The organism is Rhodanobacter sp. C01 (genome assembly GCF_002001045.1).
Lineage (GTDB): Bacteria > Pseudomonadota > Gammaproteobacteria > Xanthomonadales > Rhodanobacteraceae > Rhodanobacter.
This window is the reverse complement of sequence record NZ_MUNR01000009.1, coordinates 63,460-77,901: the sequence shown is the minus strand read 5'-3', so window position 1 is coordinate 77,901 and position 14,442 is coordinate 63,460. Positions and strand designations below refer to the sequence as shown.

Genomic DNA, 14,442 nt, shown 5'->3' with positions numbered 1-14,442 from the left:
CCAGGAGACGTCATGCAGGTTTCGGTTGAGAACATCGGCACGCTCGAGCGCAAGCTCACGGTGAAATTCCCCGCAGAGCGGTTCGAAACGCAGGTGAGCGCACGCATTGCGGAAATGGGCCGCACGGTTCGTCTGAAGGGCTTCCGCCCGGGCAAGGTGCCGACGACGGTAATCAAGCAGCGTTTTGGCGACCAGGTGCGTGGCGAGGTGCTGTCCGACTTGATCGGCAGCACGTTGCGCGAAGCGGTGGAGCAGGAAAAGCTGCAGCCGATTGCGAACCCGGCGATCAATACCACCGGTCAGCCGGAAAACGGCGAGATCGCGTATACCGCAACCTTCGAGATCATGCCGGAATTCCCGCTGGTCGATGTCGCTACGCTGGAGATCAGCCGTCCGGTGGCCGTGGTGGCCGATGCCGACATCGACAAAATGCTGGAGACGTTGCGCCAGCAGCGCCGCAGTTTCGAGGAAGTCGAACGTGCCTCGGTCGAAGGCGACTTCGTGATGTTTGAATACGCCGCCGAAGTTGGTGACTATCGCTTCCCGACCGAAGGTCTGGAGCGTGCCGGCAGCGTGCTGGGTTCGGGCACCTTGTTCAAGGCGCTGGACGAGGCGCTGAAAGGTCGCCAGGCCAGTGACAGTTTCGACACCGAAATCGCGTTTCCGGAAGATTTCCGCAACGACCAGCTGGCTGGCAAGACCGCCAAGGTCAGCTTCAAGATCATCAAGGTGCAGGAGCCTAAGCTGCCCGAGCTCGACGGCGAATTCGCCAAGCTGTTCGGCATCGAGGATGGCGACCTGGATACCTTTCGCAAGGAAGTCCGGGCGAACCTGGAGCGCGAGCTGAAGGCGGCACTGATGGGGCGACTGAAGTCCGAAGTGGCTGAAAAGCTGGCCGATGCCCACGCCGGGCTGGATGTCCCGAAGCTGATGGTGCAGTCCGAGGCGCGCAACATGGCCACCGGCAGCGTGCCGCAAGGCCAGCAGCCACCGCCGCAGCTGATCGAGGCTGCCATGCCGATCGCCCGCAAGCGCGTGATCGCCGGCCTGTTGATGGGCGAGATCGCCCGCAAGCAGGAGATCAAGATCGATCGCAAGCGCGTTGCCGAACAGCTCGCCGCAATCGCCTCGACCTACGAAGAGCCGGAAAAGGTCATTGAACTCTACAACGGCGACCCCCAGTTGATGTCTGGGCTGCAGAACCGCGTGATCGAGGACCAGGTGGCCGAGTGGGTGGCAGAGCATGCCAAGACCACCCAGCTGGACCTGAGCTTCGATGACGTGATGCGCCCCGCCGGTGCCTGATTGATTCAGGCACCGTGACAATCGGGCCTGATCTGACTCAGGCCCGATGTCATACTGTCAGGCACATCAACCGGAGAGCTGCAATGGCCATGGATCAGATCCAGAACCTCAACTTGATACCGATGGTCGTCGAGCAGACCGCTCGCGGCGAGCGCTCCTACGACATCTACTCGCGCCTGCTGAAGGAGCGCGTGATCTTCCTGGTGGGCGAGGTCAACGATCAGGTTGCCAACCTGCTGGTCGCGCAGATGCTGTTCCTTGAGTCGGAGAATCCGGACAAGGACATCCAGTTCTACATCAACAGCCCGGGCGGTGCGGTTACCGCGGGTCTGGCGATCTACGACACCATGCAGTTCATCAAGCCGAACGTCAGCACGATGTGCATCGGCCAGGCCTGCAGTATGGGCTCGTTCCTGCTGATGGCCGGCGCCAAGGGCAAGCGTTTTGCGCTGCCGAACTCGCGCATCATGATTCACCAGCCTTCGGGCGGTGCGCAGGGGCAGGCGACCGACATCGAGATCCAGGCGCGCGAGATCCTCTACATCCGCGAGCGGCTTAACAAGTTGTACGTCGAGCACACCGGCCAGCCGCTGGAGAAGATCGAGCTGGACATGGAGCGTGACCGCTTCATGAGCCCGGCCGATGCCAAGGCATATGGCCTGATCGACGAAGTGCTCGACAAGCGAGCCGGTGAAACGGTGAAATCGGCCTGATTTCAGGACGTTATCCCAGGGTTGAGAAACGGGTTCCGCGTCTGCAGGCAGACGCGGAACCCTGTGTTATTCTCGTGACGCATCCAGATTTACCAGCGGGATCGAAAGTATGAGCGACGACCGGCAGGGGCGTTCCAGCGACAGCGGCAAGATTCTCTATTGCTCATTCTGTGGCAAGAGTCAGCATGAAGTGCGCAAACTGATCGCGGGCCCGTCCGTGTTCATCTGCGACGAGTGCGTGGAACTGTGCAACGACATCATTCGCGAGGAGCTGGAGGAAAAGGCTGCCTCCGGCCGGACCCAGCTGCCCAAGCCGCGTGAGATCCGCGAGTCGCTGGATCAGTACGTGGTCGGCCAGACCCGTGCCAAGAAAGCGCTGGCAGTGGCGGTGTACAACCATTACAAGCGGATCGAGTCGCGCCAGAAGAGCGACGATATCGAGCTGGGCAAGTCCAACATCCTGCTGATCGGGCCGACCGGTTCAGGCAAGACGCTGCTGGCCGAGACGCTGGCGCGCCTGCTCAATGTGCCGTTCACGATCGCCGACGCCACCACCCTGACCGAAGCCGGTTACGTGGGTGAGGATGTCGAGAACATCATCCAGAAGTTGCTGCAGAAGTGTGATTACGACGTCGAGAAGGCGCAGTCTGGCATCGTCTACATCGACGAGATCGACAAGATTTCGCGCAAGAGCGAAAACCCGTCGATCACCCGTGACGTGTCGGGCGAAGGCGTGCAGCAGGCGCTGTTGAAGCTGATCGAGGGCACGCTTGCTTCGGTGCCGCCGCAGGGTGGCCGCAAGCATCCGCAGCAGGAATTCCTGCAGGTCGACACCAAGAACATCCTGTTCATCTGTGGTGGCGCGTTTGCAGGCCTGGAAAAGGTCATCCAGCAGCGTTCCGAGACCACCGGTATCGGCTTCTCTGCCGAGATCCGCAGCAAGGAGCGTACCGAGAATCTTGGCAAGGTACTGGCTGATGTGGAGCCGGCTGATCTGGTGCGGTTTGGCCTGATCCCCGAGTTCGTCGGTCGCTTGCCGGTAGTGGCCACGCTCGATGAGTTGGATGAGCCGGCGCTGGTGAAGATCCTCACCGAGCCGAAGAACGCGGTCACCAAGCAGTTCAAGAAGCTGTTCGAGATGGAAGAGGTGGAGCTGGAGTTCCGCCCCGAGGCACTGCAGGCGATCGCCAAGAAGGCGCTCAAGCGCAAGACCGGCGCCCGTGGCCTGCGCACCATCCTCGAGCAGGTACTGCTCGACACCATGTACGAGCTGCCTTCGCTTGAGCACGTCAGCAAGGTGGTGGTGGATGATGCAGTGATCGATGGTCAGGCCGAGCCTTATCTGATCTATCGCGGCAATCTGCAGCAGCGTGTGGCAGGCGAGGGTAGCGGCGCTGCCTGAACGCCTCCGCAGGTTCGTCATGACAACGGCTCCGGCGATTTCGCCGGGGCCGTTCTGTTTTCAGTCCCGGATACACCTTGAGTGGATGCCGGACCGCCTCCACTTGACCTGATGATGTACCCGGCGCAGTGTCGGGTTGAATCCTGATTCGATTTCCAGAGGAACCCGTTTTCCATGGCCAAGAACGCCTCCCTTCCCGTTGCGCTGGACGCTTTGCCGGTATTGCCGTTGCGCGACGTGGTGGTCTACCCGCACATGGTCATTCCCTTGTTTGTCGGCCGCGACAAGTCCATGCGCGCACTCGAGCGCGCCATGGAAGGCGAGCGGCAGATCCTGCTGGTGGCGCAGAAGAGCCCGGATATCGACGATCCGGAGATTGCCGACCTGCACCAGATCGGCACGCTGGCCGGCGTGCTGCAGCTGCTGAAACTGCCCGATGGCACGGTCAAGGTGCTGGTCGAGGGCCAGTCGCGCGTGTCTGTCGAGGATTTCAAGGAAGAGGATGGCATGCTCACCGCGCGTTCGCGTGTGATCGAGCCGGTTTACAACGCCAAGGAGCGCGAGCTCGATGTGGTGTCGCGTACGCTGATCTCGCTGTTCGAGCAACTGGTCAAGCAGAGCCGCAAGCTGCCCCCCGAAGTGTTGGCCAGTTTGTCGGGTATCGACGACCCCTCGCGTGTTGCCGATTCCATCGCCGCGCATCTGTCCGTGCGCATGGCTGACAAGCAGAAAGTGCTGGAAACCGCCGACGTGGGTCAACGGCTCGAGCTGCTGATCGGTCTGGTCGACGGTGAGATGGACTTGCAACAGGTCGAGAAGCGTATCCGCGGCCGGGTCAAGTCGCAGATGGAGAAGAGCCAGCGTGAGTACTACCTCAACGAACAGATGAAGGCGATCCAGAAGGAGCTGGGCGACAACGAGGAAGGCCCCAACGAGATCGAGGAGCTGCAGAAGAAGATCGAGACTTCCGGCATGCCGAAGGCCGTGCTGACCAAGGCACGCCAGGAATTCAGCAAGCTCAAGCAGATGTCACCGATGTCGGCCGAAGCCACCGTGGTGCGCAATTACCTCGACTGGCTGGTTGGTGTGCCCTGGAAGAAGCGCAGCAAGGTACGCAAGGATCTGCAACTGGCGCAGGAAGTGCTCGACGCCGACCACTTCGGTCTGGAAAAGGTCAAGGAACGCATCCTTGAATACCTCGCCGTGCAGCAACGCGTGTCGGCGATGAAGGGGCCGATCCTGTGTCTGGTCGGTCCGCCCGGCGTGGGCAAGACCTCGCTCGGGCAGTCGATCGCCAAGGCGACCAACCGCAAATTCGTGCGCATGAGCCTGGGTGGCGTGCGCGACGAAGCCGAGATCCGTGGCCATCGGCGCACCTATATCGGTTCGATGCCGGGCCGCATCGTGCAGAACATCAACAAGGTAGGTGCCAAGAACCCGCTGTTCGTGCTGGACGAGATCGACAAGATGTCGATGGACTTCCGTGGCGATCCGTCGTCGGCGCTGCTGGAGGTACTCGATCCGGAACAGAACCATGCGTTCAACGACCATTACCTCGAGGTCGACCTCGACCTGTCCGAGGTGATGTGGATCGCTACCGCGAACTCGCTGAACATCCCCGGCCCGCTGCTCGATCGCATGGAAGTCATCCGCATCCCCGGTTACACCGAGGACGAGAAGCTAGGCATTGCGCAGAAATACCTGCTCTCGAAACAGCTCAAGGCGAATGGCCTGAAGCCTGAAGAACTCAGCGTGGACGAAGAGGCGCTGCGCGACATCGTGCGCTACTACACGCGTGAGTCGGGCGTGCGCAGTCTTGAGCGCGAGATTTCCAAGATCTGCCGCAAGGTGGTCAAGGAGCTCACCTTGGGCGAAGTGAAGAAGGCCAAGGCAAAAATCTCGCCCGCCAAGACGGCTAAAGCCAAGGCCAAGCCGCAAACGGGGCGGGTGAGGGTGGATTCAGCCAATCTGGATCACTACCTCGGCGTGCGCCGTTTTGATTTCGGACGCAAGGAACTGCAGAACGAAGTCGGTCTGGTCACCGGGCTCGCCTGGACCCAGGTCGGCGGCGAGTTGCTCAGCATCGAAGCCTCGGTGGTGGCCGGCAAGGGCAGGCTGGTGCATACCGGTCAGCTCGGTGACGTGATGAAGGAATCGATCCAGGCGGCACTGTCGGTGGTACGCGCACGGGTCGATCGTCTTGGCATCGACCCGGAGTTCCATCAGAAGCTGGATATTCACGTGCATGTTCCGGAAGGTGCCACGCCGAAGGACGGTCCGAGTGCCGGCATCGGGATGTGCACCGCACTGGTGTCCGCACTGACGAGGGTGCCGGTACGATCCGAGGTGGCGATGACGGGTGAGATCACCTTGCGTGGTCGCGTGCTGCCGATCGGCGGTCTGAAGGAAAAGCTGCTGGCTGCACACCGTGGCGGAATCACCACCGTGATCATTCCCGAGGACAACAAGAAGGATCTGGCCGACATGCCGGCCAACATCACGTCCTCGCTGGAGATTCATCCGGTACGCTGGATCGATGAAGTGCTGGATATCGCGCTGGAGCACCCCCTGCAGCCGAATCCGGCACAGGAGGATGCCCCCGCGGTGGTAGCCGCCGAGGCTGCGGAAGTACACTCACGCACGCATTGATTCCGACCGATAGGGTATTCAGGAAAGCCCTGCTTCGGCAGGGCTTTCCTGTCTGCGTGTCATCACTGATCGATTGAAGTTGTGGCGTAGCCCGCTGGCCTTCGTTTTGCAAGCGATTTCTTTCACGGTGAATCAGCCGGAAACGTTGCTATTGCTTGTGTTGCGGATTCCGACAAGGCACTGGTATAAAGGCGTTACCGCAGTCCCGGCGTTGCTTCAGTCAGCGCAGCGATGCGGGGTTGCGTAACGGCGCCTTGCAAGAGCCAACCATCCATGCCGGCGTTGTCCTGTCCCAGGACGGAGTGCGCTTGGCGAAAACCGAACAAGGGAGTTTCTTCTAATGAATAAAACCGATCTGATCAATGCCATCGCCGAAAAGGCCGAGTTGACCAAGGCTGATGCCGGCCGTGCTCTCGAAGCTTTCTTCGAAACCGTGCAGAAGTCGTTGAAGAAGGGTGAGGACGTCTCGGTGGTGGGCTTCGGCACGTTCACGGTGCGCAAGCGCGCTGCTCGTACCGGTCGCAATCCGCGCACGAATGAAGCGATCAAGATCAAGGCTTCGAAAGTCCCGGCCTTCAAGGCTGGCAAGACCCTCAAGGATGCCCTAAACTAAGCGGCTGACGCTTGGTTTCGGGTGCTTAGCTCAGCGGTAGAGCATCGCCCTTACAAGGCGTTGGTCGTAGGTTCGATCCCTACAGCACCCACCAGAAAAATGCGGAGTGGTAGTTCAGTCGGTTAGAATGCTGGCCTGTCACGCCGGAGGTCGCGGGTTCGAGTCCCGTCCACTCCGCCACAGTTCGCAAGGGCGCCCGTGTGGCGCCCTTGTCATTTGAGTCATGCGTATTCGCCCGTGTCCTGAATGATCGAACGCGGGTGTCTGTGGGGCGATGGCTGCCTCACGTGCTTTCAACCACGTTGCGGGAAGATTTCGATGCTGCAGGCAATGCGTAACAAGATGCACGGATGGCCGGCCACCATCGTGTTGGGTCTCGCTGTTCTGGCAATGTCGCTGTTCGGCATGGAGAGCTACTTCATGTCGCGTTCGGATACGTTCGTGGCGAAGGTCGGCAAGCATGAGATCAGCCAGCAGGACTATCAGAACCGTACGAACCAGCTGCGGCAGCAGATGAGCGCCGAACAGGGCGATCATTTCGATGCAAGCATCTTCGAGAAGCCTGAGACAAAGCAGCGCATCGTTGACGGCTTGATCGACCAGCAGCTGCTGTTGCAGGCCAACGACGACTGGGGGCTGCGTGTCGCTGACCAGTCGGTGCGCGATTACATTGCCCAGATTCCCGCCTTCCAGGTCAACAATCAGTTCGATCCGAACAGCTATCGTGCATGGCTGCTCAGCCAGCGCAAAACGCCGGACACGTTCGAGAACGATATTCGCGCTACCTTGGCGACCCAGTTGCTGCCTGGTGCGATCAACGACAGCACCATTGTCAGCAATGAGCAGGTTGACCGTTTCCTCGGTTTGCTTACCCAACGCCGTGACGTGCGGTACTTCGTATTGCCGCGCCCGACTCTCAGCGACAACCAGGTCACCGATGCGCAGATCGAGACCTGGTACAAGGCGCACCTGGCTGACTACATGAATCCCGAGCAGGTCTCGGTGAAATACATCGAAGTCGATGGCAGCAGCCTCAAACTGGATACCACGCCAAGCGACGACGAGCTGAAGAAGCGTTACGAGGAAGAGAAGCAGCGCTTCGTCCAGCCGGAGCAGCGCCTTGTCTCGCATATCCTGATCAATGTGCCGGCCAACGCCACGCCGGATCAGCAGAAGGCCGCGCTGGCCAAGGCCGAGAAGATTGCGGGCGAGGTCAACCCTGGCGATTTCGCCAAGCTGGCCCAGCAGGATTCGGAGGATCTGGGCTCCAAGCGTCAGGGTGGCGATCTGGGCTGGCTGGAAAAGGGCGTGACCAACGCGGCCTTCGATTCAGCGCTTTTCGCATTGCAGAAAGGCCAGATATCCAAGCCGGTCCTGTCGCCGGATGGCTATCACATCATCTGGCTGCGTGACGTCCGCAGTGGAGAATCCAAGCCGTTTACCGAAGTGCGCGACCAGCTGGTCAAGGAAGCCTCGGCGGCCGAACGTGATCGCATGTACAACGATGTCGCCGGCAAGATGTCCGACAACACCTACCAGAATCCTAGCTCGCTGGAGCCAGCCGCGCAGGCCCTGAACCTGCCGATCAAGAGCACGGAGCTGTTCTCCCGCAAGGGCGGTGAAGGCATGGCGGCGAATCCGAAGGTGATCGCGGCAGCATTCAGCGATGACGTGCTGGTACAGGGCAACAATTCCGGCCTGATCGATCTCGGCAACGATCACTCGGTGGTGATTCACGTCGACAAGCACGTAGCTGCCGCTGCCCGCCCGCTGGCCGAGGTGCGTCCCGACGTACAGAAGAAGATCCTCGACGAGCGCGTTGCCGATGCCGAAAAGAAGCTTTCCGGCGAAACCTTGGCACGCCTAGACAAGGGCGAGGCCATGCCAGCCGTGGCGACCGCGATGGGTGCCGAGCTCAAGAGCGTGAAGGAAGCGACCCGTCAAAGCGCCGATGTGCCGACACCGCTGCTGACGCAGGCGTTTCTGTTGCCGCATCCTGCTGCGGACAAGCCGCAGTTTGCCGCTGTGGACATGAAGGACGGCAGCTATGCGTTGCTGGCCGTGGACAAGGTGCAGGACGGCGACCTGTCCAAGGTTCCGCCTGAGCAGCGTGATTCGCTGCGTCAGCAGATGGCCCAGGCCTATGGATCGGAGGCGACCCGCGAACTGCTTGAGATGCTCAGGGCAAATGCCAAGATCAAGATCAACAAGAACCTGATGTAGCACTTCCAGATTGGATCTTGAATGAAAGAAGGGCGGTCAGTGACCGCCCTTCTTTATTCTTGCCGGGAGCAGGGATCGATGCCAGTCACGCCGAGGCTGCCGCAGCTGATATCCGCATGGATGATTTCGCGAACATTCCGGAAGCCTTGTTGAATCAAGGGGGGAACAGTCTGCGACCGGATGCAGGCACAAGTCGGACATCAGTCGCGTACGAATCTGCTCCGTGCTGGATCTTTCCGCCATGCATGCGACTGCTGGCTGGTTATGGTCAGTGGCTGCTGCTGATCTGCAGAACCTGGCCCGGCTTCAACGTGTTTCCGTGCAGATGGTTCCAGCGCTGCAGTTGTGTCGTGCTTACCGAATAGCGATGGGCTATCTGCCACAGGCTTTCGCCATTCTGCACGATGTGTGTTTTCTGACGTTCCTGCGCAACGGCCTGGGTATCGGCCGCGACGGAAGCTGGTGATGTCTGATTGCCGTCATGGCCACCGGCAAGTGAGGCGCTGAAGGTGCTGCTACTCGCCTGGCCCAGCAAGGCATCGCGGAATTGGCGCGCATGGCTGACAGGCAACAGCAGATACGACGACGCGGAAGTATCGATCGTGTCGCTGCGGAACGCTGCGTTGAGATCCTTCAGCGCATCCACCGACATGCCTGCGTGATCGGCAGCTTGCGCGATCGGCATGGAGCGGGGCATTGCCACTTTCACCAGATGTTGTTCGCTTGGCAGTGTCGGCAGACTGACATTGAAGCGAGCCGGTTCACGCACCACACAAGCCATCGCCAGCAATTTTGTCAGGTGCTCGCGGGTCACCTTGCGTACTGGCCATTTCGGGATTATCGGTTCATCCCCAGGCATGCCGTGCTGCTGGATGAGTTTCTTCACCGTGAACTCGCCGGCGTTGTAAGCGTAATCGGTGACCCGCCAGTCCTGGAACTCGTCGTGGTACTGCTTGAGCAGTTTCATCACGGCGTTGGCGGCGGCAGGAACATCAAGGCGGCCGTCGTAATGCCCGTCGACGCGCAATCCCATCGAACCGGCCGTGACTGGCATGATCTGCCACATGCCGGCTGGCAGGTTCCGACGTGCGAGCACCGGGCGGAAATGGCTTTCGACCCAGGGCAGCAGCACGAACTCACCAGCCACGTCGTATTGCGCGGCCACCTGCTGCACGTAGACCAGCTGAGGCAATACCGCCTGCAACTGGCTCTCGAACTGCTGTGGATTACGGGTGTAGCGATGAGCCCAGGTCAGTATTTCGGGGTCGGCATCACAATCAGCCATGGCAAAACTGCTGCGCAGCTGATCCCAGGCGTCGGCGGCCGGCAGTGTCACGGCGCCGGTATCGAGGGGAGCGACGACGGGGGGAGCCACGGTTACCGATGGCTGCGGCTCGGCGAGTTGCCGAGGAGGTACCTGCGGAGATACTCCGGCGCAGGCGGCCAGCAGGATCGACAGCGCCAGCGGCAACGCCTGGAGATGGCGCGTCTTCATCAACGAAACCCATCCTTGGCTTCGCGTACAGCGGCAAAGCATGCAACGCGATCGTTGTTGATGCCACGCTGTTGACACCATGCAGCAACTTCATCGGTATCGACGCGCAGAAAAGGATTGGTCGCCAGCTCGTCAGCCAGTGCGACCGGCAGAGTGGGACGAAGCTGCGCGCGCAGCACGGTGACTTCCTGCAGTCGCCGGGCAAGCTCGGGATTTTCCGGTTCGACGGTATGTGCAAAACGTCCGTTCGCCTCGGTGTATTCATGGCCCCCGCAAACCAGGGTTGATCCCGGCAGTGTCGACAGGCGATCGAGCGAGGCGAGCATCTGGGCTGGACTGCCCTCAAACAGCCGCCCACAGCCCAGACTGAACAAGGTGTCGCCACACAGCAACAGACCGGCGCCGATGTAGGCGACGTGGCTGAGTGTGTGGCCTGGAATGGCGATCACGTCGAAATGGACACGCGGGGATGCCAGATCGACTTCATCGCCATCGTGTACCCGCATGGTGGCCTCGACGATGCGTTCGTCGTCTGGTGCGTACACCGGGACTGCATGATGCCTGCGCAGCTCGGCGGCACCCCCGATGTGGTCCTGATGGTGATGGGTCAGCAGGATGGCGCGCAGTTGCAGTTGGCGTGTAGCCAGGGCTTGTTCCACTACCGAGGCATCACCGGGGTCGACGACGATGGCGTTGCCATCATCGTCGTGCAGCAACCAGATGTAGTTGTCGGCGAGAGCCGGTAACGGGACGAGATGCAAGATCGGACTCCGCTGCGTTTATCTAAGGAACATCCGGCAAATCGGATGTTGACCCTTTGGCCAACGACAGACGCAGCCATCCGGGGCGCGCATCGAGCGGCCGACTATAGAGAGGCGTGACCAAAGGTTCGTTAGAAGATCGTTAACCCGATGTTTGGCTGTTCAGTTGCGTGCGGCAGTTCCGGTCCGCCTGCTACGTTGGTCGCCAACCGCTACACTTCGAAAACAGATTGGGATCAGGCCGGCCGCATGCTTCAACGCGATCACGACATCTATGCCAGTGCGCCATTGCGCCGATTGCTGGATGATCAGACGCGGGTGATGGCCACGGATCTGCAGCGCTGTTTCGGGACGCATGGGCTGCTGTTGGGTGCGACCGCCAGCGATGCCCCGCCTGCATTGCCATTGCTCGGTTGCTGGACATGCTTGTGGGCACGCAACAACCGTTACCGGGGCGATCTGCACGCAGCGACCGACGAGCCGCTGCCGTTCATCGACGATGCGTTCGACTTGGTGCTTTTGCGCCATGCGCTGGAAGTCGTAGCGTCGCCATCGACGCTGCTGGCCGAGGCGATTCGTGTGCTGGCGCCGGGTGGCGTTCTGGTGGTGACCGGAGTGCATCCGCTCAGCGGTTGGGCGCCATGGTTCTGGTGGCATGCGCGTGGCAGGCAACAGGTGCTGCAGGTGCCGCTGCGACTCAGCCACAGACTTCAGCAGGCCGGGCTGCAGATGGAACGAGCCGAACGGGTGGGATGCCTGTGGCCTGCCGATTCACCTGCCGTGAACGGTGTGAACGCATGGGGTGGTGGGTATGTGCTGATAGCACGCAAGCAGCGTCGCATGGCTACGCCGCTGCGAATCAAGACGGGGCCGGTACGGGTACCGGCCAACAGCCGATTGTCGCCGGGTACGCGGCGCAGTTCGGCGCTGTGACTTTCAATGGACTACGTGGACAACGATGAGCGAAGTGGATGCATTTACCGACGGTGCCTGTCTGGGCAATCCGGGACCGGGTGGTTGGGCTGCCTTGCTGCGTGCCAAGGGCAGCGAACGCATGGTCGCTGGCGGTGATCCAGCTACCACCAACAACCGGATGGAGCTGATGGCGGCAATCGGTGCCCTGGAGGCGCTGAAGCGCCCCTGCCAGGTAACCCTCACCACCGATTCGCGCTATGTCATGCAGGGCATCGAGGAGTGGGTGCCGAAGTGGCGTGCGAACGGCTGGCGTACCGCCGACAAGAAGCCGGTGAAGAACCAGGATCTGTGGCAGCGCCTGTCCGCGGCGGTCAGCACGCATCAAGTGCGCTGGAAGTGGGTGAAGGGCCATAACGGTCACGCCGAGAACGAGCGGGTCGATCAGGCCGCGCGTGAGCAGGCTGAACTGATGAAGGGTGCGGCATGAGACAGATCGTTCTCGATACGGAAACAACTGGTTTGGAGGTTCGCCAGGGGCATCGATTGATCGAGATTGCCTGCGTCGAGATGATCGAACGCAGGCTTACCGGCCGGCACTACCAGACCTATCTCAACCCGGATCGCGCGATCGACGAGGGCGCACGCCAGGTCACCGGCATCGCCGATGACTTCCTGCTCGACAAGCCACGCTTCGCCGACGTGGTGGATGAGTTCCTCGCCTTCATCGATGGCGCTGAACTGATCATCCACAACGCCAGTTTCGATATCGGGTTTCTCGATGCCGAGCTGGGGCGACTGGACAACGGCAGTGGTCGGATCGGCGATAGCTGCAGCGTGCTCGACACGCTGGTGATGGCGCGCGAACGCTATCCGGGTCAGCGCAACAGTCTCGATGCGCTGTGCAAGCGATTGGGCGTGGACAACTCGCGGCGTGACCTGCACGGCGGCCTGATCGACGCGCAGCTGCTCGCGGACGTCTATCTGGCGATGACCTCGGGGCAGGAGGCTTTCGATCTGGGTTTTGCAGGTACGACCGAGCAGCGTGATGTGGCAGTTGTCGCGCCAGTGGCCTTGCGCGCACGTCCGAGTGTTCTGCGCGCGTCCCCGGAAGAGCTGGCTTTGCATGAGCAGCGGCTGGATGCGCTGGACAAGAACGCAGGGGGAGTGAGTGTGTGGCGGGCGGGGTGATTCGTACTGGAGAAACTTGAAGCGTCGCGTGTTTCGATGTGGCGCGATGTGTGAAGGGATTGTTCGGCCCATCCTTGGGCCGAACCCCTCCGCGCTTTCGCGCTGCGGGGCCAGCCTGCGGCTGTCCAAATTCGTTCCGGACGAATTCGTCGAACCCGGGTGGGTTCTCACCCGGCCGTCACCGCCAGAAAAGCAAAACGCCCCACGAGGGGGCGTTTTGCTTTTCTGGCGGAGAGGGTGGGATTCGAACCCACGGTACGCTTACACGTACGCCTGATTTCGAGTCAGGTACATTCGACCACTCTGCCACCTCTCCAGTGGGTTGCATGGTGGCTCATGCGAGCCGGGAATGATACGCGAGGCAACTTGCCGTGACAACCTGCGGCAGTTCCGGCATGCTGCAACAGCTCGCCTTACCTGAAAGCCCATGATCGAATTCGGACACGGAACGCATGTTGGCCTGCGCCGCACGCGCAATGAGGATACCTATTACGCCGATGCCTCACTCGGCCTGTTTCTGGTGGCCGATGGCATGGGCGGTCACCAGCATGGCGAGGTTGCCTCTGCCTTGGTGCGTGATGCAGTGGTTGACCTGGTCAGTCGCGGGCACAGTCTGATTGAGGCCGTGCACGGAGCGGCCGAACGGCTGCAATCGCGCGCCCGCCCCAGCTTCGACGTGCTGCCGATGGGCACCACGATTGCGGCACTGCGGCTGACCGCCGATGGCTATGAAGTCGCCTGGGTTGGCGACAGCCGGATTTACATGTGGAAGCATGAGTTGCGGCAGATAAGCCACGATCACTCGCTGGTGCAGGCACTGGTCGAGGCAGGTCAGCTCGATCCGGTACAGGCATCGCAGCATCCGCAGCGCAATGTGCTTACCCAGGCACTGGGCGTGACGAGCGCGGAGCAGCTTCACATTGGCATGGCACGCGGGCAGCTGGAGCCGGGCATGGGCTTTCTGTTGTGCAGTGATGGCCTGACCGAAGGTGTTAGTGACGCGTCGATTGCACGTACGGTCGCACGTACCGACCTGGCATCGCAGGAATGCGTCGACCAACTGCTGCTCAGTGCGCTTGATGGTGGTGGCGACGACAACATCACTGTGATCATTGTTCGTTCAAGTTGAAGCTTTCCTGGCTACATATGGCGTGCTTTGACTTAATTCGGACAACAGA

General features: G+C 60.9%; 12 protein-coding genes and 3 tRNA genes. 12 read left to right on the top strand and 3 right to left on the bottom strand.

Features of this window, described 5'->3' with window-relative positions:
* Positions 1-12: 12 nt before the first annotated feature.
* The 8 genes from tig (at position 13) to B0E50_RS06335 (ending at position 8,905) form a co-directional block, all read left to right on the top strand.
* A complete protein-coding gene (tig, locus tag B0E50_RS06370) occupies positions 13-1,305 on the top strand; it encodes a trigger factor (RefSeq protein ID WP_077440360.1) in 1,293 nt (430 codons plus the stop codon).
* Positions 1,306-1,388: 83 nt separating this feature from the next.
* Positions 1,389-2,018: an ATP-dependent Clp endopeptidase proteolytic subunit ClpP gene (clpP, locus tag B0E50_RS06365; RefSeq protein ID WP_077440359.1), complete on the top strand. Its 630-nt coding sequence runs from the start codon at positions 1,389-1,391 to the stop codon at positions 2,016-2,018.
* 109 nt (positions 2,019-2,127) lie between these two features.
* Positions 2,128-3,420, top strand: a complete 1,293-nt coding sequence (gene clpX, locus B0E50_RS06360) for an ATP-dependent Clp protease ATP-binding subunit ClpX (RefSeq protein WP_077440358.1) — start codon at positions 2,128-2,130, stop codon at positions 3,418-3,420.
* A 174-nt stretch (positions 3,421-3,594) separates the two neighbouring features.
* Entirely contained in the window at positions 3,595-6,069 is a 2,475-nt protein-coding gene (gene lon, locus B0E50_RS06355; RefSeq protein ID WP_077440357.1) for an endopeptidase La, read from the top strand.
* 340 nt (positions 6,070-6,409) lie between these two features.
* The gene (locus B0E50_RS06350; RefSeq protein ID WP_007511239.1) at positions 6,410-6,682 is read left to right on the top strand and encodes an HU family DNA-binding protein; all 273 of its coding nucleotides are present in this window, start codon (positions 6,410-6,412) and stop codon (positions 6,680-6,682) included.
* Between the two features lie 19 nt (positions 6,683-6,701).
* A tRNA-Val gene (locus B0E50_RS06345) sits at positions 6,702-6,776 on the top strand.
* 9 nt (positions 6,777-6,785) lie between these two features.
* Positions 6,786-6,862: transfer RNA gene (locus tag B0E50_RS06340), tRNA-Asp, on the top strand.
* Between the two features lie 138 nt (positions 6,863-7,000).
* Positions 7,001-8,905, top strand: a complete 1,905-nt coding sequence (locus B0E50_RS06335; RefSeq protein ID WP_077440356.1) for a SurA N-terminal domain-containing protein — start codon at positions 7,001-7,003, stop codon at positions 8,903-8,905.
* 268 nt (positions 8,906-9,173) lie between these two features.
* Here B0E50_RS06335 and B0E50_RS06330 read toward each other — a convergent pair whose 3' ends face one another.
* On the bottom strand, positions 9,174-10,400 hold the full coding sequence (locus B0E50_RS06330) for a transglycosylase SLT domain-containing protein (protein WP_343124515.1): 1,227 nt from the start codon (positions 10,398-10,400) through the stop codon (positions 9,174-9,176).
* Entirely contained in the window at positions 10,400-11,161 is a 762-nt protein-coding gene (gene gloB / locus B0E50_RS06325) for a hydroxyacylglutathione hydrolase (protein ID WP_077440355.1), read from the bottom strand. Before gloB ends, B0E50_RS06330 begins: the two co-directional genes overlap by 1 nt.
* A gap of 249 nt (positions 11,162-11,410) precedes the next feature.
* Between gloB and B0E50_RS06320 the strand changes: the two genes are divergently transcribed.
* Genes B0E50_RS06320 through dnaQ form a run of 3 tightly spaced genes read left to right on the top strand, consistent with a single transcriptional unit; the run spans position 11,411 to position 13,264 of the window.
* On the top strand, positions 11,411-12,094 hold the full coding sequence (locus B0E50_RS06320) for a class I SAM-dependent methyltransferase (protein ID WP_077440354.1): 684 nt from the start codon (positions 11,411-11,413) through the stop codon (positions 12,092-12,094).
* A 25-nt stretch (positions 12,095-12,119) separates the two neighbouring features.
* Positions 12,120-12,563, top strand: coding sequence for a ribonuclease HI (rnhA, locus tag B0E50_RS06315; protein ID WP_077440353.1), 444 nt, complete (start codon positions 12,120-12,122; stop codon positions 12,561-12,563).
* A complete protein-coding gene (gene dnaQ, locus B0E50_RS06310) occupies positions 12,560-13,264 on the top strand; it encodes a DNA polymerase III subunit epsilon (protein ID WP_077440352.1) in 705 nt (234 codons plus the stop codon). Before rnhA ends, dnaQ begins: the two co-directional genes overlap by 4 nt.
* Before the next feature lie 226 nt (positions 13,265-13,490).
* Here dnaQ and B0E50_RS06305 read toward each other — a convergent pair.
* A tRNA-Ser gene (locus B0E50_RS06305) sits at positions 13,491-13,580 on the bottom strand.
* A gap of 111 nt (positions 13,581-13,691) precedes the next feature.
* Here B0E50_RS06305 and B0E50_RS06300 point away from each other — a divergent pair.
* Positions 13,692-14,393, top strand: a complete 702-nt coding sequence (locus B0E50_RS06300; protein WP_077440351.1) for a protein phosphatase 2C domain-containing protein — start codon at positions 13,692-13,694, stop codon at positions 14,391-14,393.
* The last annotated feature ends 49 nt before the right edge of the window (positions 14,394-14,442 follow it).

Bases quoted from the DNA above. Each gene is read 5' to 3' on its own strand.
- B0E50_RS06300 (WP_077440351.1), top strand. From the start codon at position 13,692: ATGATCGAATTCGGACACGGAACGCATGTTGGCCTGCGCCGCACGCGC.
- B0E50_RS06335 (WP_077440356.1), top strand. From the start codon at position 7,001: ATGCTGCAGGCAATGCGTAACAAGATGCACGGATGGCCGGCCACCATC.
- clpP (WP_077440359.1), top strand. From the start codon at position 1,389: ATGGCCATGGATCAGATCCAGAACCTCAACTTGATACCGATGGTCGTC.
- B0E50_RS06330 (WP_343124515.1), bottom strand. From the start codon at position 10,400: ATGAAGACGCGCCATCTCCAGGCGTTGCCGCTGGCGCTGTCGATCCTG.
- B0E50_RS06320 (WP_077440354.1), top strand. From the start codon at position 11,411: ATGCTTCAACGCGATCACGACATCTATGCCAGTGCGCCATTGCGCCGA.
- lon (WP_077440357.1), top strand. From the start codon at position 3,595: ATGGCCAAGAACGCCTCCCTTCCCGTTGCGCTGGACGCTTTGCCGGTA.
- clpX (WP_077440358.1), top strand. From the start codon at position 2,128: ATGAGCGACGACCGGCAGGGGCGTTCCAGCGACAGCGGCAAGATTCTC.
- rnhA (WP_077440353.1), top strand. From the start codon at position 12,120: ATGAGCGAAGTGGATGCATTTACCGACGGTGCCTGTCTGGGCAATCCG.
- dnaQ (WP_077440352.1), top strand. From the start codon at position 12,560: ATGAGACAGATCGTTCTCGATACGGAAACAACTGGTTTGGAGGTTCGC.
- B0E50_RS06350 (WP_007511239.1), top strand. From the start codon at position 6,410: ATGAATAAAACCGATCTGATCAATGCCATCGCCGAAAAGGCCGAGTTG.
- tig (WP_077440360.1), top strand. From the start codon at position 13: ATGCAGGTTTCGGTTGAGAACATCGGCACGCTCGAGCGCAAGCTCACG.